Raw genomic sequence first — 20,126 nt, forward strand, 5'->3', positions numbered from 1 at the left:
GGAACTGCCAGGCATCAAATAAGTGAAGAGCCCATCCGGAAGGATGGGCTTTTTGCGTTTTTGCATCTACGAACCTGCACACAAAGATATCCCCCTAACCCATCGCAGATACGGTAAACTATCCCGGTTTTTGCATCTGGATAGCCTCTATGAATCACTCCCTTAAGCCCTGGAATACCTTCGGTATTGACCGAAATGCCTTACAGATCGTGCAGGCCACTGACTCTCAACAACTGCTGGCGGCATGGAATCACGCAACGCAACAAAACCAACCTGTTCTCATTCTGGGCGAAGGCAGTAACGTACTGTTCCTGGAAGATTATTCCGGTACGGTAATTATTAATCGCATTTCCGGGATTGACGTTGAAGAGACGCCAGAGCGTTGGCGTCTGCACGTGGGCGCCGGCGAAAACTGGCACAATCTGGTGCAATTTACCCTTGATAATGGCATGGCTGGTCTGGAAAATCTGGCCCTGATCCCTGGCTGTGCGGGTTCATCTCCTATTCAGAATATCGGTGCTTATGGCATCGAGCTTAAGCATGTCTGCGAATACGTGGACTGCATTGAACTGGCGACCGGGAAAGCGCTGCGTTTAACCGCAGAGCAGTGTCGCTTTGGTTACCGTGACAGTATTTTCAAACATGAGTATCAGGACAAGTTTGTGATCGTGGCGGTGGGACTTCAGCTGACGAAACACTGGCAGCCGGTACTCTCTTACGGCGACTTAACCCGTCTCGATCCTACGACCGTCACCCCGCGGCAAATTTTTGATGCGGTTTGTCATATGCGGATGAGCAAACTTCCCGATCCTAAACAGCAGGGCAATGCCGGTAGCTTCTTCAAAAATCCGGTTGTCACCGCTGAGGTGGCAAACGCACTGCTCGCACAGTGGCCCGCTGCACCGCACTATCCCCAGGCGGATGGTAGCGTGAAGCTGGCCGCGGGCTGGCTGATCGATCAATGTCAGCTTAAGGGTACCACTTACGGCGGAGCCGCAGTCCATCGCCAGCAGGCACTGGTATTGATCAACGAAAACAGAGCGACCAGCGACGATGTTGTGCAACTGGCACATCAGGTTCGTCTGCGCGTTGGCGAAAAATTTAACGTCTGGCTGGAGCCTGAAGTTCGCTTCATTGGCGCCCACGGCGAAGTAAATGCGGTGGAGACGATCGCGTGAAAGACAATACGATTCCCTTGACGTTAATCTCTATTCTGGCCGATGGCGATTTTCACTCTGGCGAGCAACTTGGCGAGCGCCTGGGTATGAGCCGGGCGGCGATTAACAAGCATGTTCAGACCTTACGCGACTGGGGCGTGGATGTCTTCACTGTCCCGGGGAAAGGCTATAGCCTGCCGGAGCCCATCCAGTTACTGGATCAGAATCTCATCCAGGGTCAGTTAGAGGAGGGGAAGGTTGCCGTACTGCCGGTCATCGACTCCACTAACCAATATCTGCTGGACAGAATTGGCGAGCTGAACTCTGGCGATAGCTGTGTGGCTGAATACCAGCAGGCGGGCCGCGGTCGTCGCGGGCGTAAATGGTTTTCACCCTTTGGCGCTAATCTCTATCTCTCTATGTACTGGCGTCTGGAGCAAGGACCGGCTGCCGCCATGGGACTAAGTCTGGTCATCGGTATTGTGATGGCCGAGGTTCTGCAGTCGCTGGGCGCAGATAAAGTGCGTGTTAAATGGCCAAACGATCTCTACCTGAACGATCGCAAACTGGCAGGTATTTTGGTGGAAATGACCGCCAAAACCGGCGATGCGGCCCACATCGTGATTGGCGCTGGTATTAACATGATTATGCGTACGGTACAGAGCGATGTGGTAAATCAGGGCTGGATCAACCTGCATGAGGCGGGGGTAAATATTGATCGCAATACCCTGGCGGTGCAGATGATCAAAGAGTTGCGGACATCGCTGCTCAGCTTTGAACAGGATGGTTTGACACCGTTCCTGGCGCGCTGGGAAAAGCTGGATAACTTTATTAATCGACCGGTGAAATTGATTATTGGCGATAAAGAGGTGTTTGGCACCTCCCGCGGTATCGATGCACAGGGGGCACTGCTGCTTGAACAGGATGGGGTGATCAAACCCTGGATGGGCGGCGAAATCTCGCTTCGTAGCGCGGAGTCGTAAGGCAATGCACTTCCCCTCTCTCGTAAGAGAGGGGAAGCCGTAGATTACTGCGGGTAAGGCACCCAGTCACCGGCATTCAGACGGACATACGGCTTGTTCTGATACTGAATGACCACCGCATTGGCGTTTTCAGACACTTTTGCCGTTTGCGGCAGATCCTTGATGTACTGATCCCAGTTAACGTTATCTTCAACGAAGATTTTGCCGTCCACCGCGCGGGCTACCAGTTCAGAGATGGCCAGGTAGCTTGTAGGCTGGGTGATCTCAATCGCTCCACCCTGATGTGGGGCTTTCATACCGAAGAATTTCACCCCGGCCGGCACGTTAGTAATTGAGGGGCTCGGGATATCGCGCAGGCCAGAAACCTGCATCTTATCGCCCTTCAGCGCACCGCCGTGCTCGGGTACCACTACCACCATCACTTTGCGCCCGGACTTCTCCAGTTGAGTGAAGAAGGCATCCAGTTCATCAAACAATTTCTGGGCACGCAGCTTGTAATCCGCCACTTTGCTCACGCCAGGGAAGTGGTTCCCATCATGCAGCGGCAGGGTGTTATAGAAAGTCGCACTGCGCGGGTTCTGGTCTTTCTCAATGGTCTGCATCCAGCGCTCAAGCACCGCGGTGTCGTCATACACTGGCGAACCGTCGAAGCCCAGCAAGGTCACCGGCAGCCCTTTCTGATCCATCAGCGGCGCGTGCATGCCGCCGTTTTCCTGCACTTCTTTCAGGAATCCACCGAACACGCCGTTGTGGCCCAGCATCAGGTGCTGCGTGAAGCCCAGTTTCTCCAGATTATCGAACAGGTAGCACTGGTTACCGGCTGGCTGGTAGAGATTTTTATGCGACGGCTGACCGCAGCTGGCACGCAGCAGACGAATGGCCGCCGGGCCGCTGTAAGAGGTGGCGGAGTTGAAATCCTTGAACTGGATATCAAAGTGCGACCACAACGGATGCGACATTAGCCCTGCGGCTTCCACATCTGCCCACGACAGGGAGCAGATATTGATAACCAGCAGTTCAAACGGCTGGGCATCGGCTGGCAGTGCGTCCGGGAATTTGGTCTGGCGTTTTTCTTCGGCATTATAGAACGTAGACAGCCAGGCATTGAGATTGGCCGTCGTCGGCGGTGCCGTCTGAGCCGGTATATCACCCACCACGGCGGTGTTACCTGCTGCCGCTACCGTTGGGGCTACCGAAGCGCCGTCGGTGGTGACGGTGGTGGTAGGTTGGCCGCCTGGCCACAGGGTAAGGGCCGGGCCGGCAATGGTCAGCACGTTCAGCCAGATCATGATGGCGACCACAAACACCGTAACGCGGATCCACTGTGACAAGAACAGCCATGCGATAAACAGCACAAACAGCGCGCCAATCATCTGCAGGTTAATAAAACGGGTCACCAGGTCGAGCATATAGTCAGCGCTAAAGCCCGCAACCTGCGAACCCTGGCTCATAATACTCTGTGGACCCGGCAGCCAGGTGTCATGCCAGAAGAGGGCGAAGCCGATGGGGATCGCCACCCAGTGGCGCAGGCGATGCAGACGATACTTCGGGATCGGCATCAGCAGGAAGGCCATAAAGACCAGGTTCGGCAGGGGATGGAAATTCAGGTATCCCGCCCATAGCAGAGCGAACTTCACCAAAAAGTAAAAGTTCCAGCCAGAAAGGCCGCGCCAGTACTGCCAGAGCGGCGAAGGCGCCGAAGTCGTATAAGAAGAATTTGTCATTTTTTCGGTTTGCCCTGTTGCGACGCTCTGTTCAGCGTACCGGCGGGTTTAACATAGCGAGGCTTACTAAAAACAATTCGCGCCGCATCACGGATCCGTCGTGAATAATGGCGCGTGTAATACCCTAGCGGGAAGAAGATGAGCGCACAGAGCACCACGAGCTGGATGATATCGCTGACGTTCATCATGATGGGTTCTCCACGGCATCATCCAGTAAGCGTAGCGGATGCGGAATACGCCGCCAGGCATGACCATCGTGCGTGGCGTTAAGGATCGGTTTGATATCGGTCTCCAGCGGCAGCGGTTTGTTCCACTGTTCAGGTTTAACGGCGCGCATCTGCATAATCTCCGCGGCGATCTGGTTATCTTCAAACCAGACCACCCGGTTAGAGAAGATATCGCCGGTAGGCAGCGGGAAGATATGGTTCAGGGCGGTATCAAGATCGTTTATCCGGCAGAATGATAAGAACAGGACCAGCCGGTTATCACCGATGGTCATAATATCCCCGGTACGATTTGGACGGCACAGCGTCAGCGCCTGTTCGACGCGAATGCCTGGAACCGGGCGCAGCGCCACCATCACCCCTTTATTATCAGCAGGCAGCAGCGTGTTGCTCATCATATTGCCTACCGCGTCGCAGAAGGTATCCCATTTCTGGAAGCCGCGTAGCTTCATAGGCTGGGTCATGAAGAGCAGTGTTGAAATATCTTCCGGCACGTGGCGGCTGAACTGCTGGCCCTGAATACTTTCGATAAGCGTCAGGCAACGGGAGAGCGGGGCATTCCACGGAATAACCATATTCGCACCGCAGCCCAGCAGAAGACGCTCATCGGTGGCGCGCAGGCTGGTGAGATTTTCACGCACTACGATTTTCAGAGCGCTACCACGTTGGCGGCGTAGCGTGTGGATCTGCCGCGCAATGGCATCAATTTGGTTGTTCTGAGTCAGCGAAAAGATGATGGTTGCCGCCTGGGTGGAGCGGGCTTCGTTGAATAACGCTTCGTTATTCTCAAATAACGACCAGTGTTCTGACAGCGGCGGTGCGCCTTCCAGTACCGAGACGTTACTAAGGATCCGTTTCTCATCGCTGCGAGGCTGCACCACCGCCTCTTCCTGCTGCGTAAGGTGCCAGGCATTACCCTGACGGGAAAGCGTTAATTGCTGACGAGCACTGACCCCTTTTTCATTGCACCAGAACGCAACATCGTAAAGATGAATGTCGGTTTGATAGCGCAGACTGGCAAGGCCGAACAGCGAACGGTATTCCCCCATTAATAATGAGAATTGCTTGTCATTATTGGTACCCGGACTCAGAACCAAAAGGGTACAATTGTAAAAGCGCGCCCATTTATTCATTTTTTCCAGCCAGCCGCGCAATTTATCAACCGGAATATTTAACCAGGCGTTATTTGTACATTTAAGGACAATTAAATAGTGATCGGGATCGAGGTTGCACTGGATGTCACGCGGCAAAAAGTAGAGACCCTTCTCTGTTTCCGGCATGGAAAATAGACGAACCGTATCCGGGCCGCCATTTTCCTCCAGCCTGACAATCGATTTAGGATCGTCGCCCATCGTAATAACCGCGACTTTGGCGCGCGCATCCTGAGCAGAAACTGTTTGATTAAGGAGATGTATTGCGTCTTCGTCGCGATCGGTGTTGATCCACCAGACACCGCCTGCTGGCATATGCCGCAATTCATCCCATAATGACTGGATGCCAATAGAAAAAATGGGGTTCACGATGTCCCTCTTTGCCACTAATTTGTCTGTATTCAGTTTACTAGCGAAAGCGAAGAAATAAACCTAACATTGAAATTAAAGAACATCAGATTTAGCATGTAAATGAAATTTCTCTGGCAGGACGCCTGGCTACATCTGAGCATTAGAATTTTCTCAATGGGATGAGACGTGAATGTCTAACAATGAACCCGTAAATACGACGCTGGACTCCGGCCTCGGATACACCTTTCAAAATGACTTTCTGGCACTCAGCCAGGCTTTTTCATTGCCAGAAATTGACTACACCGATATTTCGCAACGTGAACAATTGGCTGCAGCGATTCGACGCTGGCCGTTATTGGCCGAATTTGCTCAACAAAAATAAGGGAGCCGTGAATGGCCATAGTTGGATTGCAAGGCGTGCGCGGTGGTGTGGGTACCACATCAATTACGGCGGCGCTTGGCTGGTCATTACAGTTATTAGGTGAATCGGTGCTGGTGGTAGACGCCTGCGCCGATAATTTGTTGCGCATGTCGTTTAATGTCGATTTCAGCCATACCGGCGGTTGGGGTAGAGCACTGCTGGATGGTACGGACTGGCGTGATGCCGGGCAACGCTACACGTCGCAGCTGGACGTGCTGCCTTTCGGTCAACTGACCGACAGCGAACGGGAAAATGAATATAGCCTGTATGAGACGCTGGGGCAGTTCACCACTGCGTTACAGACTTTAAAAGCGCGTAGCCATTATCAATGGATTTTGATCGACTTGCCTCATGGCCACTCGCCGCTGACGCGCGCGCTGGTGGAGCTTTGCGATCACACGCTGGCTATCGTCAAGCCAGACACTAACTGCCATATCCGCCTGCACCAGCAATCTTTGCCAGTCGGCGCACGTATTCTGATCAACGACCTGCGCATCGGCAGCCAGCTGCAGGACGATCTCTACCAGGTGTGGCTGCAGAGCCAGCGTCGTCTGCTGCCGATGGTGCTGCATCGCGATGAAGCGATGGTTGAGTGCATGGCGTCGAAGCAGCCGCTCGGGGAATACCGTAGCGACTCGCTGGCCGCCGAAGAGATGATGATCCTGGCGAACTGGTGTCTGCTGAACTTTAACGGTGACAAAATCGCCACCGGGAGCACCCCATGAATCGCCTGGGCGCCTTACTGCTTATTCCGCCGGTACGAGCGCGTCTGAGCGAGCGTTACCGTAATTACCGTCTGCACGGCGCCTCTCCCTTCAGTGCTGCTCTGGGCTGTTTGTGGATGATTTTGGCCTGGCTCTTTATTCCCCTTGAACACCCGCGCTGGCAGCGTATTCGTGCCCGGCATAATGAACTGTATCCGCATATCGACCCTGACCGTCCGCGTCCGCTGGACCCGGCGCGTTATGCCCTTCAGGCCATCTGGTTGCTGGCGACCTCGGGACGCAAAGAGAAAGCGTCGTCGCGCTGGGGCAGCATGTCGCGCTTTAAAACCCTGCGCGGGCGTTATCACCAGTGGCTGGACCATCTACCCACTCGCCTGCATAACAACACCAGCCATCTTGATTCCCAAAAGGAGCTAGGACATCTGCACCCGCGGCTGCGTCGCTTTATTCTCGGTGTGGTGGTCTTCTTCTCGCTGATTTTGGCCCTGGTTTGCATTACCCAGCCCTTTAACCCGATGGCGCAGTTTATCTTCCTGATACTGCTATGGGGCGTAGCGCTGCTGGTGCGCCGCATTCCTGGGCGCTTCTCTGCGTTAATGCTGATTGTGCTGTCGCTGACCGTCTCCTGCCGTTACATCTGGTGGCGTTACACCTCCACCCTCAACTGGAACGACCCGGTCAGTCTGGTGTGCGGCCTGATCCTGCTGTTTGCTGAAACCTATGCCTGGGTAGTACTGGTGCTGGGCTATTTCCAGGTTATCTGGCCACTAAACCGTCAGCCGGTACCGCTGCCAAAAGATACCCGCGTCTGGCCGAGCGTCGATATCTTTGTGCCGACCTATAACGAAGATTTGAGCGTGGTGAAAAACACCATTTACGCATCGCTGGGTATCGACTGGCCGAAAGACAAGCTCCAGATCTGGATCCTGGATGATGGCGGGCGCGAAGAGTTCAAACAGTTTGCCGACAGCGTAGGGGTGAATTATATCGCCCGTACCACCCACGAACATGCGAAAGCGGGCAACATCAATAACGCGCTTAAGTATGCCAAAGGCGAATTTGTTTCGATTTTCGACTGCGACCATGTCCCCACACGCTCATTCCTGCAGATGACCATGGGCTGGTTCCTGAAGGATACCAAACTGGCGATGATGCAGACGCCGCACCACTTCTTCTCACCCGATCCGTTCGAGCGCAACCTTGGCCGGTTCCGCAAGACGCCGAATGAGGGCACGCTGTTTTACGGGCTGGTGCAAGACGGTAACGACATGTGGGATGCCACCTTCTTCTGCGGCTCGTGTGCGGTGATTCGCCGTAAACCGCTGGATGAAATTGGCGGCATTGCGGTAGAAACGGTAACCGAAGATGCGCACACCTCCCTGCGCTTGCACCGTCGGGGTTACACCTCCGCCTATATGCGTATTCCGCAGGCTGCCGGGCTGGCGACAGAGTCGCTCTCTGCGCATATCGGTCAGCGTATTCGCTGGGCGCGCGGCATGGTACAGATCTTCCGTCTTGATAACCCGTTGTTTGGCAAAGGGCTTAAGTGGGGGCAGCGTCTTTGCTATTTAAACGCCATGTTCCACTTCTTATCCGGGATCCCGCGCCTTATCTTCCTGACGGCGCCGCTGGCCTTCCTGCTGCTGCATGCCTACATCATTTACGCCCCGGCGATCATGATCGCGCTGTTTGTACTGCCGCACATGATTCACGCCAGCCTGACCAACTCGCGCATTCAGGGCAAGTATCGCCACTCGTTCTGGAGTGAAATCTACGAAACCGTACTCGCCTGGTATATCGCCCCGCCAACCATGGTGGCACTGATCAACCCGCATAAAGGGAAATTCAACGTTACGGCGAAAGGCGGGCTGGTGGAAGAGGAGTATGTGGACTGGGTGATCTCCCGGCCTTACATCTTCCTGGTGCTGCTTAATATTGTCGGTATCATCGCCGGTGTCTGGCGCTATTACACCGGGCCTGAGAACGAAGTGCTGACCGTGTTTGTGAGTATGGCGTGGGTCTTCTACAACCTGATCATTCTCGGCGGCGCGGTGGCGGTTTCGGTGGAAAGTAAGCAGGTGCGTCGCGCCCATCGCGTCGAAATCGCCATGCCGGCTGCTATCGCCCGTGAAGACGGTCACCTCTTCTCCTGTACCGTACACGACTTCTCTGACGGCGGCCTGGGCATCAAGATCCACGGCCAGGCGCAGGTGCTGGAAGGGCAGAAGGCTAATCTTCTGCTTAAGCGTGGCCAGCAAGAGTATGTTTTCCCAACCCAGGTGGTGCGCGTACTGGGCAACGAAGTGGGTCTGCAGTTGATGCCGCTGACGAAAAAGCAGCATATCGATTTTGTGCAGTGTACCTTCGCCCGTGCCGATACCTGGGCGCTCTGGCAGGACAGCTTCCCGGAAGATAAACCGCTGGAGAGCCTGCTGGACATTCTGAAACTGGGTTTCCGTGGCTATCGCCACCTTGCCGAATTTGCTCCATCGTCCGTGAAAGTGATTTTCCGGTCAATTACTTCGCTGGTTTCCTGGGTTGTGTCGTTTGTTCCTCGCCGTCCTGAGCGTGGCGAGGCGGTACAGCAAGCAGACCCGGTTATGGCTCAACAATGATGATAATGCGATGAAAAGAAAACTATCATGGATTAGTGCAGTGGCGGTCGGGATGAGTGCGCTCCCCTCCTTTATGGTCTCGGCGGCACCGGAGACGACTCCTGCGCCAACGGTACCTGTTGTCGCAGCCCCCGCTGAGCCGGCAGCCACCGCCGCGCCGGGGCAAACGGAAGCGGTGATCCCGAATCAACCTACAACGGGCCAGACGCTACCGCCGTCGGACGCGCCAGTAGGCCGGGTCATGCCTGGCGTGCAGGGTGCCGATGCGCCGATTGTCGCCGACAGCGCCCCGTCACGCGATGTGAAGCTCTCCTTTGCTCAGATCGCGCCACCGCCGGGTAGCATGGTGTTGCGCGGTATTAACCCGAACGGCGGTATCGAGTTCGGCATGCGCAGCGACGAAGTCGTTTCTAAAGCGTTGTTGAACCTTGAATACACCCCCTCTCCCTCGCTGTTGCCGGTACAGTCACAGCTGAAGGTTTATCTGAACGATGAACTGATGGGCGTCCTGCCGGTGACCAAAGAGCAGCTAGGCAAGAAAACCCTGGCGCAGTTGCCGATCAACCCGCTGTTTATCAGTGACTTCAACCGCGTGCGGCTGGAATTTGTTGGCCACTATCGTGACGTCTGTGAAAACCCGGCCAGCAGTACGCTGTGGATGGACGTGGGGCGTAGTAGCTCGCTGGATCTGACCTATCAGTCGCTGGCGGTGGCTAACGATCTTTCGCGCTTCCCGGTGCCGTTCTTTGACCCGCGCGACAATCGCCCGCTGAACTTACCGATGGTCTTTGCCGGTGCGCCGGAAATCGAACAGCAAAAAGCGGCATCGATTGTCGCCTCCTGGTTCGGTTCTCGCAGCGGCTGGCGCGGCCAAAGTTTCCCGGTCATCTATGACAAACTGCCAGACACCAACGCGATCGTCTTCGCCACGAACGCCAGCCGTCCGGCGTTCCTGCGCGATCATCCTGAGGTGAAAGCGCCGACCATCGAGATGATGAGCCATCCCAACAACCCGTACGTGAAGCTGCTGGTGGTAATGGGTCGTGATGACAAAGACCTGCTGCAGGCGGCGAAAGGGCTGGCGCAAGGCAACGTGCTGTTCCGTGGTAATAGCGTGGTGATTAACGACGTGAAACCGCTGCTGCCGCGTAAACCGTACGATGCGCCAAACTGGGTGCGTACCGATCGCGCGGTTACCTTTGGCGAACTGAAAACCTATGAAGAGCAGCTGCAGGCCACTGGTTTGCAGCCCTCATCCATTAGCCTGTCGTTAAATCTGCCGCCGGATCTCTATCTGCTGCGCAGCAACGGCATCGACATGAATCTGAACTACCGCTACACCGCGCCGCCGGTGAAAGACAGTTCGCGGATGGATATCAGCCTGAACAACCAGTTCCTGCAATCCTTCGCGCTGACCAGTACGCAGGATGCGAATCGTCTTCTGCTGCGTCTGCCGGTTCTGCAAGGGCTGCTGGACGGTAAAACGGATGTTTCGATTCCGGCGCTGAAGCTGGGTGCGGTAAACCAGCTGCGCTTTGATTTCCAGTACATGAACCCGATGCCGGGTGGTACGGTTGAAAACTGTATTACCTTCCAGCCAGTACAGAACCATGTGGTCATTGGCGATGACTCCACCATCGACTTCTCGAAGTATTACCACTTCCTTGCCATGCCGGATCTGCGCGCATTCGCCAACGCCAGCTTCCCGTTCAGCCGTATGGCTGACCTCTCGGAATCGATTGTGGTAACGCCGAAAGATCCGAACGAAGGCCAACTGACGACGCTGCTGGATGCCATGGGCTCCGTCGGTGCGCAAACCGGGTTCCCGGCGCTGAACTTCACGCTAACCAGCGATGCCAGCCAGCTACAGGGTAAAGATGCCGATATCCTGCTGGTAGGGGCGATTCCGGATGCGTTAAAAGATGACAAGCGCGTTGATCTGCTGGTGCAGGCGACAGAAGCCTGGGTGAACACCCCGCTGCGCGAAAGTTCTTTACCGAGCATTATGCCGGATGAGAGCGACCGTCAGGCTAACGCCCGCGCGGAAGTCTCTTCCACCGGCCCAATGGCCGCCGTTGTGGGGTTCCAGTCGCCGTATAACGACCAACGCAGCGTGATTGCCCTGCTGGCAGACAGCCCGCGCGGCTATGAACTGCTGAACCAGGCCATGAACGACAGCGGCAAACGTGCGGCGATGTTTGGCTCGGTATCGATCATCCGTGAGTCTGGCGTCAATAGCCTGCGCGTGGGGGATATCTACTACGTCGGTCATCTGCCGTGGTTTGAGCGCGTCTGGTATGCCCTGTCAAACCATCCGGTGTTGCTGGCGATCTTCGCCGCGATAAGCGTCGTGCTGCTGGCCTGGGTGTTGTGGCGTCTGCTGCGCATCTTCAGCCGTCGTCGTCTCGATCCGGATCATGAGTAAACCGTGATGAAGGGATTTCGCTACGGTTTGTTGGCGCTGTTTATGCTGACCGCGTGGAATCTTCAGGCCGCCTGCAGCTGGCCGGCCTGGGATCGGTTCAAACAGGCTTATATCAGCGAAGATGGACGGGTTATCGATCCCAGCGATGCCCGTAGCATTACCACGTCGGAGGGGCAAAGCTACGCGCTGTTCTTTGCCCTCGCCGCCAATGACCGTAAAACCTTCGACCAAATCCTGCGCTGGACGCAGGATAACCTGGCGAAGGGCGCGCTAAATACGCAGCTTCCTGCCTGGCTATGGGGTAAAAAAGCCCCCGACAGCTGGCAGGTGCTTGACCCCAACTCCGCCTCGGACGCTGATATCTGGATTGCCTGGTCGCTGCTGGAGGCCGGTCGTCTGTGGAAGGAGCAAACTTACACCGATACCGGGCGGGCGCTATTAAAGCTCATCGTTCGTGAAGAGGTGGTGAAGGTGCCGGGTCTGGGCTACATGCTGCTGCCGGGCAAAGTGGGTTTTGCGGAACAGAATCTGTGGCGCTTCAACCCAAGTTATCTGCCGCCTCAGCTGGCACAATATTTTACTCGCTTTGGCGCGCCCTGGAGCACGCTGCGGGAGACCAACCTGCGCCTGCTCCTGGAAACTGCGCCGAAAGGATTTTCACCCGACTGGGTACGTTATCAAAAAAACGGCGGCTGGCAGCTCAAGCCAGAGAAAACGCTCGTCAGCAGCTATGACGCTATTCGCGTCTGGCTGTGGGTGGGCATGATGCACGACAGCGATCCGCAAAAAGCGCGGTTGTTGGCACGGCTGAAACCGATGGCAACCCTTACCGCTAAAAAAGGGATACCGCCGGAAAAAGTGGATGTCGCCACGGGTAAACCGACCGGACAGGGCCCGGTGGGCTTCTCCGCTGCGCTGCTGCCTTTCTTGCAAAATCGCGATGCACAAGCCGCGCAGCGTCAACGTGTAGCAGACAACTTTCCTGGCGATGACGCTTATTACAGCTACGTACTGACCCTCTTTGGACAAGGCTGGGATCAGCATCGTTTTCGTTTCACCGTGAAAGGTGAATTACTACCTGACTGGGGCCAGGAATGCGCAAGTTCACAATAAGTTTACTCAGTTTATCGCTCGGTCTGGCCTTACTGCCGGCCGCGCAGGCGGTGAACTCCCCACAGCAAAAACAGCTGCTTGAGCAGGTACGGCTGGGCGAGTCCACGCAGCGCGAAGACCTGGTTCGCCAGTCGCTGGATCGCCTCGAACTGATTGACCCGAACAACCCGGACGTGATGGCCGCACGCTTCCGCTATTTGCTGCGCCAGGGCGACACCGCCGGCGCGCAAAAAGAGCTGGACCGCCTGAAGACGATGGCGCCAACCTCAGAAGCTTATAAATCGTCGCGCAGCAGCATGTCTCTCTCCAGCCCTGACGGACGTCAGGCGCTGCAGCAGGCCCGTCTGCTGGCCACTACCGGCCATACCGCCGAAGGGATTGCCGCCTACGACAAGCTGTTTGCTGGCAGCCCGCCGGATGGCGATATCGCCACCGAGTACTGGACGCTGGTGGCGAAGGTGCCTGCCCGTCGCAATGAGGCAATCAACCAGCTTAAGAGCATCAATGCCAGCCGCCCCGGCGATAGCCAGCTACAGAACGCACTGGCCCAGCTTCTTTTTCAGAGTGGGCGTCGTGATGAGGGCTTCGCCGTGTTGCGTCAGATGGCGAACTCCAACAGCGGGCGTAACGCCGCGTCATCTATCTGGTATCAACAAATTAAAGACACGCCGGTCAGTGATGCCAGCGTAAAAGCCTTACAGGATTATCTGCAGGTGTTCAGTGAAGGGGATAGCGTGGAGTTAGCGCGTACCCAACTGGCGCAGCAGCAGCAACAGCTTTCCGACCCGGCGTTCCGTGCGAAGGCGCAGGGGCTGGCCGCCGTTGAGGCGGGTCAGGGCGAGCGGGCTGTGTCAGAGTTGCAGCAGGCGGTCAGCGCGAATCATGCGGACAGTGAAGCGGTAGGCGCTCTCGGGCAGGCTTACTCCCAGAAAGGCGATCGTGCCAGGGCAGTGGCACAGTTCGAGAAAGCGATCGCGCTCGATCCGCAAAGTGAAAACCGCGACAAGTGGGACAGTTTGCTCAAGGTTAACCGCTACTGGCTGCTTATCCAGCAGGGCGACGCGGCGCTGAAAGCCAATAACCCAGGCCAGGCCGAACGCTATTACCAGCAAGCGCGCAACACGGATAATACCGACAGCTATGCCGTATTAGGACTGGGGGATGCGGCCATGGCGCGTAAAGACAGTGCCAGCGCCGAGCGCTACTACCGTCAGGCGCTGCGTATGGACAGCGGCAACAGCAACGCGGTGCGTGGACTGGCCAACCTCTATCGCGCCGAATCACCGGAAAAAGCGACCCAGTTTATACAATCGCTCTCTGCCAGCCAGCGCCGCAGTATCGATGATATTGAACGCAGCCTGAGCAACGAGAAGCTGGCCCAGCAGGCCGAGCAGCTCGAAAATCAGGGTAATTATGCTCAGGCGGCGGAGATCCAGCGCCGCCGACTGGCGATGGATCTGGGCAATGTCTGGATCACCTATCGGCTGTCACGCGATCTTTACAGCAGCGGTCAGCGAAGCCAGGCCGATACGCTGATGCGCAACCTGGCCTCGCAGAAGCCGGGCGATCCGGAGCAGGTTTACGCCTACGGACTTTATCTCTCGGGCAACGATCAGGATCGTGCCGCGCTGGCACACCTGAATACGCTGCCCCAGAGTCAGTGGAACGATAACATCCGCGAACTGGGCGATCGTCTGCAGGGCAACCAGGTGCTGGAGACCGCGAACCGCCTGCGTGACAGTGGTAAGGAGCGGGAGGCGGAGGAGTTGCTACGTCAGCAGCCACCTTCGACGCGTATTGATCTTATCCTGGCCGACTGGGCACAGCAGCGCGGCGATACGGCGGCGGCAAAAGCAGCCTATGAAACGGTGCTAAAACGCGAGCCGCAAAATGCCGATGCGATACTTGGCCTGACGGAAGCGCACATCGCCGCGGGCGACAAGTCTGCAGCCCAGGCCACGCTGGCGACGCTGCCTGCCACGCCGCAGGGCGAGCCCCCTTCTATCAATATGCAGCGTCGTATCGCGCTGGCCCAGGCAGGGCTAGGTAATACCGACACGGCGCAACAGACCTTTAGCCGCCTCATTCCGCAGGCGAAATCGCAGCCGCCGTCGATGGAGAGTGCGCTGGTACTGCGTGACGCGGCCCGTTTCCAGGCGGCGAACGGTCAGCCAAAGGCGGCGCTTGAGACTTACAAAGATACGATGGTGGCCTCGGGGATCACCCCGACCCGTCCGGTGGATAACGACACTTTCACCCGCCTGACGCGCAATGATGAGCGCGATGACTGGCTGAAGCGCGGCGTACGTAGCGACGCGGGCGATCTCTATCGTCAGCAGGATGTTAACGTCACCCTGCAGCACGAGTACTGGGGCTCCAGCGGTACGGGGGGCTACTCTGACCTTAAAGCCCATACCACCATGCTGCACGTCGACGCACCGCTTTCCGACGGCCGGATGTTCTTCCGTACGGACATGGTCAATATGGACGCAGGCTCGTTCTCTACCGCAAGCAATGGATCTTTTAATCCGAAGTGGGGCACCTGTGCCAGTACGCCATGCTATGGTCACACCAGCCAGACGGCGGATGGCGCCAGCGTTGCGGTGGGCTGGGAAAACAGCACATGGGCGATGGACATCGGTACCACGCCGATGGGCTTCGAGGTCGTCGATGTTGTCGGCGGTATCAGCTATAGCAGCGATATCGGTCCGCTGGGCTATACGGTTAACGCGCACCGTCGCCCGGTCTCCAGCTCCATGCTGGCCTTTGCCGGACAGGTTGATCCCAATACCCATAAAACCTGGGGCGGTGTACGTTCCACCGGGGGCGGGGTCAGCGTTAGCTATGACAAGGGTGAGGCGAATGGGATCTGGTCTAGTCTGAATGCCGATTCCCTGACCGGCGAGAACGTGGCGGACAACTGGCGCGTGCGCTGGATGACCGGCTACTACTACAAACTCATCAATGCCAATAACGAGCGCCTGACCGTCGGCCTCAGCAATATGCTCTGGCATTACGATAAAGACCTGAGCGAGTACACGCTGGGACAGGGCGGCTACTACAGCCCACAACAGTATGTCTCCTTCGCGCTGCCCATCAACTGGCGTAAGCGTACCGAGAACTGGTCCTGGGAGCTGGGTGGCTCGGTCTCCTGGTCACACTCGAAAAGCAATGACGGTAAGCGCTACCCGATTCAGAGCCTGATCCCGGTTGAACCGGGCAGATACGGCGATCGCAGTGAGCCGGAAGAGGGAAGCAGCAGCAGCGGTACCGGTTATACCGCCCGGGCTATTATTGAACGTCGTGTCACCTCCAACTGGTTTGTTGGGCTGGGGGTCGATATTCAGGAGGCGAAGGATTACACCCCAAGCCATGCGCTGATGTATGTACGCTACTCCGCCGCAGGCTGGCAGGGTGACATGGACATACCACCGCAGCCGCTTATGCCTTATGCGGAATGGTAACCAGAATAACCTTAATCGTTTTGTTAGCCTCTCTTAAATCGATTGCGATGGGGTATACTCAGGCGGCAGCGGGGTCACATCTGATTACCCCGCGTGTCGTGTTCTCTGGAGAGTCATTTTGCGTGTCAGCCGTTCATTAACTATCAAACAAATGGCGATGGTTTCCGCCGTCACTATGGTGTTTGTTTTCATCTTCTGCGTCATTCTGTTGGTTCATTCCATTCAGCAGAATCGCTACAACACGGCTACGCAACTTGAAAGCATTGCCCGTTCGGTTCGTGAACCGCTCTCTGCGGCCATCCTGAAAGGGGATATCCCGGAAGCAGAAACCATCCTTAAAGGGATCCAGCCGGCCGGCGTCGTCAGCCGGGCGGATGTGGTGTTGCCTAATCAGTTCCAGGCGCTGCGTATGCGCTTTATCCCTGAGCGTCCGGTGCCGATGATGGTGATGCGAATGGTCGAACTGCCGGTGCAAATCTCGCTCCCCATTTATTCGCTGGAACGCCCGGCTAATCCGCAGCCGCTGGCTTATCTGGTGCTCCAGTCAGACTCTTATCGCATGTTTAAATTTGTGATGAGCTGGCTATCAACGTTAGTGACTGCTTACTTACTGTTGACGCTGATGCTGACGGTGGCATTGACCTGGTGTATTAACCGACTGATTGTGCATCCGCTACGCCGTCTGGCCCGGGAACTCAATGATCTACCGGGAGAGTATCAGGTGGGTCACCAGCTGCCGTTGCCGCGCCTGCATCATGACGACGAGATCGGCATGCTGGTCCGCAGCTACAACATCAATCAACAGCGGATTTTGCGTCAGTATGACGAGATGAACTGCAATGCGACCCGCTTCCCGGTCTCGGATTTACCGAACAAAGCGTTCCTGATGGGTCTGCTGGAGCAGACGGTCGCCCGCCAGCAGACAACGGCGTTGATGGTCGTGGCCTGTGAAACCTTGCAGGACACCGCCGGGGTATTGAAAGAGAGTCAGCGCGAGATGTTGCTGCTCACGCTGGTGGAAAAGATGAAATCCGTCCTCTCCCCGCGGATGGTGCTCTCTCAGGTCACGGGGTACGACTTCGTGATTATCGCCCATGGGGTGAAGGAGCCATGGCATGCCATCACATTAGGTCAGCAAGTGCTCACTGTCATTAACGAGCGGTTGCCGGTTCAGAGCATCCAGCTGCGCCCCAGCGCCAGCATTGGCATTGCCATGTATTACGGCGATCAGAGCGCCGAGCAACTTTACAGCCGGGCCTTCTCCGCCGCCTTTGCTGCGCGTCGCAAGGGTAAAAACCAAATCCAGTTCTTCGAACCCGAAGAGATGGCAAAGGCGCAGCAGCGCCTGACGGAAGAGAGCGATATCCTTAACGCGCTGGATAACCATCAGTTTGCCATCTGGCTGCAGCCGCAGGTTGAACTGAGTACGGGCCGGGTAAAAAGCGCCGAAGCGCTACTGCGTATGCAGCAACCGGACGGCTCCTGGGAGCTGCCGGAAGGGTTAATCGAACGTATTGAAAACTGTGGGCTGATGGTGACGGTGGGCCACTGGGTGCTGGAGGAGTCTTGCCGGCTGCTCTCAGCCTGGCAGGCTCGTGGTATTACCCTGCCGCTGTCGGTCAATCTCTCTGCGCTGCAATTGATGCACCCGACGATGGTTTCAGAGCTGCTGGAGTTGATTCATCGCTATCAAATCCAGCCTGACACCCTGATTCTTGAGGTAACGGAAAGTCGCCGTATCGACGACCCGAACGAAGCGGTGGCGATTCTGCGTCCGCTGCGCAATGCCGGGGTACGTATCGCGCTGGATGATTTTGGTATGGGGTATGCGGGGCTGCGTCAGCTGCAGCATATGAAAACGCTGCCGGTGGACGTGCTGAAGATCGACAAGACCTTTGTGGAAGGTTTACCGGACGACAGCAGCATGGTGCAGGCCATTATTCAGATGGCGCAAAGCCTGACGCTGGATGTGATTGCCGAAGGGGTCGAAACCGAGGCTCAGCGCGACTGGCTGGCAGAGGCTGGCGTGAAGTATGGGCAGGGTTATCTCTTCGCCCGTGCCGTTCCACGCGATCTCTTTGAAGCGCATTACCTTTCTCCCCATGACACCCCCGCGTTGAATTAAAATGTTGCTGGCTTGTGCGAGCCAGCTCAAACTTTTTAACATTTGTGTTTCATTTCTGATCTGAGTCTGTATCTGTCCTGAGAGCCGGGTGGTATTTTAAATCCGCAGGTAATTATTACCCCTATAGTGCCTGTGGCTTTTCTTCCCAAGGACATCATATGAAAACCTCACTCTTCAAAAGTCTCTACTTTCAGGTGCTGACTGCGATTGCTATCGGCATTCTGCTGGGCCATTACTACCCTGAACTGGGCGCGCAGATGAAACCGCTAGGCGATGCGTTTGTTAAGCTCATCAAGATGGTTATTGCCCCGGTTATCTTCTGTACCGTGGTGACCGGTATCGCGGGCATGGAAAGCATGAAGGCGGTCGGTCGCACTGGCGCGGTCGCGCTGCTCTATTTTGAGGTGGTCAGCACCCTGGCGCTGATTATCGGCCTGATTATCGTGAACGTGGTGCAGCCCGGCGCCGGCATGAACGTAGACCCCTCTACGCTCGATGCCAAAGCGGTCGCCGTCTACGCCGATCAGGCAAAAGATCAGGGTGTGGTGGCCTTCCTTCTGGATGTAATTCCCGGCAGCGTCATTGGCGCTTTTGCCAGCGGTAACATTTTGCAGGTACTGCTGTTTGCCGTGATGTTTGGCTTTGCGTTGCATCGCCTGGGAAGCAAAGGGCAGCTGATTTTTAATGTGATTGAAAGCTTCTCTCAGGTCATCTTCGGCATTATCAATATGATTATGCGTCTGGCACCTATCGGGGCCTTCGGGGCGATGGCGTTTACCATCGGTAAATATGGCGTGGGCACCCTGGTACAGTTGGGCCAGCTGATCATCTGCTTCTATATCACCTGTATTCTGTTTGTAGTGGTGGTGCTGGGGAGTATTGCAAAGGCCACCGGCTTCAATATCTTTAAGTTCATCCGCTATATCCGCGAAGAGCTGCTCATCGTGCTGGGTACCTCCTCGTCCGAGTCGGCGCTGCCACGTATGCTCGATAAAATGGAGAAGCTGGGCTGCCGCAAATCGGTGGTGGGGCTGGTCATTCCGACGGGCTACTCTTTTAACCTGGATGGCACCTCGATTTACCTGACCATGGCCGCGGTATTTATCGCTCAGGCGACCAACAGCCACATGGATATTTTCCATCAAATCACGCTGCTGGTCGTGTTGCTGCTCTCTTCGAAAGGGGCGGCCGGGGTGACGGGAAGCGGCTTTATCGTCCTGGCGGCGACCATTTCAGCGGTGGGTCATCTGCCGGTGGCGGGGCTGGCGCTGATCCTCGGTATTGACCGCTTTATGTCTGAAGCTCGTGCGCTGACCAACCTGGTCGGTAACGGGGTAGCGACCATCGTGGTCGCGAAGTGGGTGAAAGAGCTGGATCATAAAAAGCTCGACGATACCCTCAATAATCGTGCGCCAGACGGCAAAACGCACGGTTTATCCTCCTAAAATCTGCTCTCAGGCCCGCATTCCCTTGTCGGAGTGCGGGCTCCTGCGCATAATGGCCCCTCATACCTGTCATAATTCGACAAGATTTTTTTCGGGTATATTTCACTTCATGCCGTGACGTTTCGCTTAACGCGCGGTCTAATCGGAGTGTTTTGAATATCGTCTTTAGAGTGCTCCAGGGCGTGTAGCACTCTTTTTAACCA

At 56.2% G+C, this 20,126-nt stretch carries 13 protein-coding genes; 10 read left to right on the plus strand and 3 right to left on the minus strand.

Going from position 1 to position 20,126, the window contains the following annotated elements; all coding sequences use genetic code 11:
• Positions 1 to 149: 149 nt before the first annotated feature.
• A complete protein-coding gene (gene murB / locus B3B59_RS15990) occupies positions 150 to 1,178 on the plus strand; it encodes a UDP-N-acetylmuramate dehydrogenase (RefSeq protein WP_286809537.1) in 1,029 nt (342 codons plus the stop codon).
• Positions 1,175 to 2,140 (plus strand): bifunctional biotin--[acetyl-CoA-carboxylase] ligase/biotin operon repressor BirA, encoded by a 966-nt coding sequence (gene birA / locus B3B59_RS15995; RefSeq protein WP_286809538.1) that lies wholly within the window; start codon positions 1,175 to 1,177, stop codon positions 2,138 to 2,140. Before murB ends, birA begins: the two co-directional genes overlap by 4 nt.
• A gap of 44 nt (positions 2,141 to 2,184) precedes the next feature.
• On the opposite strand, the gene bcsG is transcribed toward birA, so the two are convergent.
• The 3 genes from bcsG to bcsE are packed head-to-tail and all read right to left on the minus strand — an operon-like array spanning position 2,185 to position 5,608.
• Positions 2,185 to 3,864, minus strand: a complete 1,680-nt coding sequence (gene bcsG, locus B3B59_RS16000; RefSeq protein WP_046886830.1) for a cellulose biosynthesis protein BcsG — start codon at positions 3,862 to 3,864, stop codon at positions 2,185 to 2,187.
• Positions 3,861 to 4,052, minus strand: coding sequence for a cellulose biosynthesis protein BcsF (gene bcsF / locus B3B59_RS16005; RefSeq protein WP_040078159.1), 192 nt, complete (start codon positions 4,050 to 4,052; stop codon positions 3,861 to 3,863). Before bcsF ends, bcsG begins: the two co-directional genes overlap by 4 nt.
• Entirely contained in the window at positions 4,049 to 5,608 is a 1,560-nt protein-coding gene (gene bcsE, locus B3B59_RS16010; RefSeq protein WP_286809539.1) for a cellulose biosynthesis c-di-GMP-binding protein BcsE, read from the minus strand. The genes bcsF and bcsE overlap by 4 nt, the downstream gene beginning before the upstream one ends.
• A 172-nt stretch (positions 5,609 to 5,780) precedes the next feature.
• Here bcsE and bcsR point away from each other — a divergent pair, with 172 nt between their 5' ends.
• From bcsR to dctA, 8 genes are all read left to right on the plus strand, one after another.
• Complete coding sequence (bcsR, locus tag B3B59_RS16015) at positions 5,781 to 5,972, plus strand: cellulose biosynthesis protein BcsR (RefSeq protein ID WP_040078162.1); 192 nt, start codon at positions 5,781 to 5,783, stop codon at positions 5,970 to 5,972.
• 11 nt (positions 5,973 to 5,983) lie between these two features.
• Positions 5,984 to 6,736 (plus strand): cellulose biosynthesis protein BcsQ, encoded by a 753-nt coding sequence (gene bcsQ / locus B3B59_RS16020; RefSeq protein ID WP_046886828.1) that lies wholly within the window; start codon positions 5,984 to 5,986, stop codon positions 6,734 to 6,736.
• Complete coding sequence (bcsA, locus tag B3B59_RS16025; protein ID WP_233802656.1) at positions 6,733 to 9,351, plus strand: UDP-forming cellulose synthase catalytic subunit; 2,619 nt, start codon at positions 6,733 to 6,735, stop codon at positions 9,349 to 9,351. Before bcsQ ends, bcsA begins: the two co-directional genes overlap by 4 nt.
• Before the next feature lie 10 nt (positions 9,352 to 9,361).
• Positions 9,362 to 11,776, plus strand: coding sequence for a cellulose biosynthesis cyclic di-GMP-binding regulatory protein BcsB (gene bcsB, locus B3B59_RS16030; RefSeq protein ID WP_212478365.1), 2,415 nt, complete (start codon positions 9,362 to 9,364; stop codon positions 11,774 to 11,776).
• Positions 11,777 to 11,782: 6 nt separating this feature from the next.
• Positions 11,783 to 12,889 (plus strand): cellulose synthase complex periplasmic endoglucanase BcsZ, encoded by a 1,107-nt coding sequence (bcsZ, locus tag B3B59_RS16035; protein ID WP_046886826.1) that lies wholly within the window; start codon positions 11,783 to 11,785, stop codon positions 12,887 to 12,889.
• Positions 12,871 to 16,353, plus strand: coding sequence for a cellulose synthase complex outer membrane protein BcsC (bcsC, locus tag B3B59_RS16040; protein WP_286809540.1), 3,483 nt, complete (start codon positions 12,871 to 12,873; stop codon positions 16,351 to 16,353). Before bcsZ ends, bcsC begins: the two co-directional genes overlap by 19 nt.
• Positions 16,354 to 16,471: 118 nt before the next feature.
• Complete coding sequence (gene hmsP / locus B3B59_RS16045) at positions 16,472 to 18,478, plus strand: biofilm formation regulator HmsP (RefSeq protein WP_212478367.1); 2,007 nt, start codon at positions 16,472 to 16,474, stop codon at positions 18,476 to 18,478.
• A gap of 158 nt (positions 18,479 to 18,636) precedes the next feature.
• The gene (gene dctA / locus B3B59_RS16050) at positions 18,637 to 19,923 is read left to right on the plus strand and encodes a C4-dicarboxylate transporter DctC (protein WP_046886823.1); all 1,287 of its coding nucleotides are present in this window, start codon (positions 18,637 to 18,639) and stop codon (positions 19,921 to 19,923) included.
• The last annotated feature ends 203 nt before the right edge of the window (positions 19,924 to 20,126 follow it).

It is taken from the genome of Leclercia sp. UBA2479 (assembly GCF_002341985.1).
Lineage (GTDB): Bacteria > Pseudomonadota > Gammaproteobacteria > Enterobacterales > Enterobacteriaceae > Enterobacter > Enterobacter pneumoniae.

What these genes read in the sequence shown, in the direction of transcription:
- murB (WP_286809537.1), top strand. Translation starts at nt 150, where the DNA reads ATGAATCACTCCCTTAAGCCCTGGAATACCTTCGGTATTGACCGAAAT.
- bcsG (WP_046886830.1), bottom strand. Translation starts at nt 3,864, where the DNA reads ATGACAAATTCTTCTTATACGACTTCGGCGCCTTCGCCGCTCTGGCAG.
- bcsF (WP_040078159.1), bottom strand. Translation starts at nt 4,052, where the DNA reads ATGATGAACGTCAGCGATATCATCCAGCTCGTGGTGCTCTGTGCGCTC.
- bcsR (WP_040078162.1), top strand. Translation starts at nt 5,781, where the DNA reads ATGTCTAACAATGAACCCGTAAATACGACGCTGGACTCCGGCCTCGGA.
- bcsQ (WP_046886828.1), top strand. Translation starts at nt 5,984, where the DNA reads ATGGCCATAGTTGGATTGCAAGGCGTGCGCGGTGGTGTGGGTACCACA.
- bcsA (WP_233802656.1), top strand. Translation starts at nt 6,733, where the DNA reads ATGAATCGCCTGGGCGCCTTACTGCTTATTCCGCCGGTACGAGCGCGT.
- bcsB (WP_212478365.1), top strand. Translation starts at nt 9,362, where the DNA reads ATGAAAAGAAAACTATCATGGATTAGTGCAGTGGCGGTCGGGATGAGT.
- bcsZ (WP_046886826.1), top strand. Translation starts at nt 11,783, where the DNA reads ATGAAGGGATTTCGCTACGGTTTGTTGGCGCTGTTTATGCTGACCGCG.
- bcsC (WP_286809540.1), top strand. Translation starts at nt 12,871, where the DNA reads ATGCGCAAGTTCACAATAAGTTTACTCAGTTTATCGCTCGGTCTGGCC.
- dctA (WP_046886823.1), top strand. Translation starts at nt 18,637, where the DNA reads ATGAAAACCTCACTCTTCAAAAGTCTCTACTTTCAGGTGCTGACTGCG.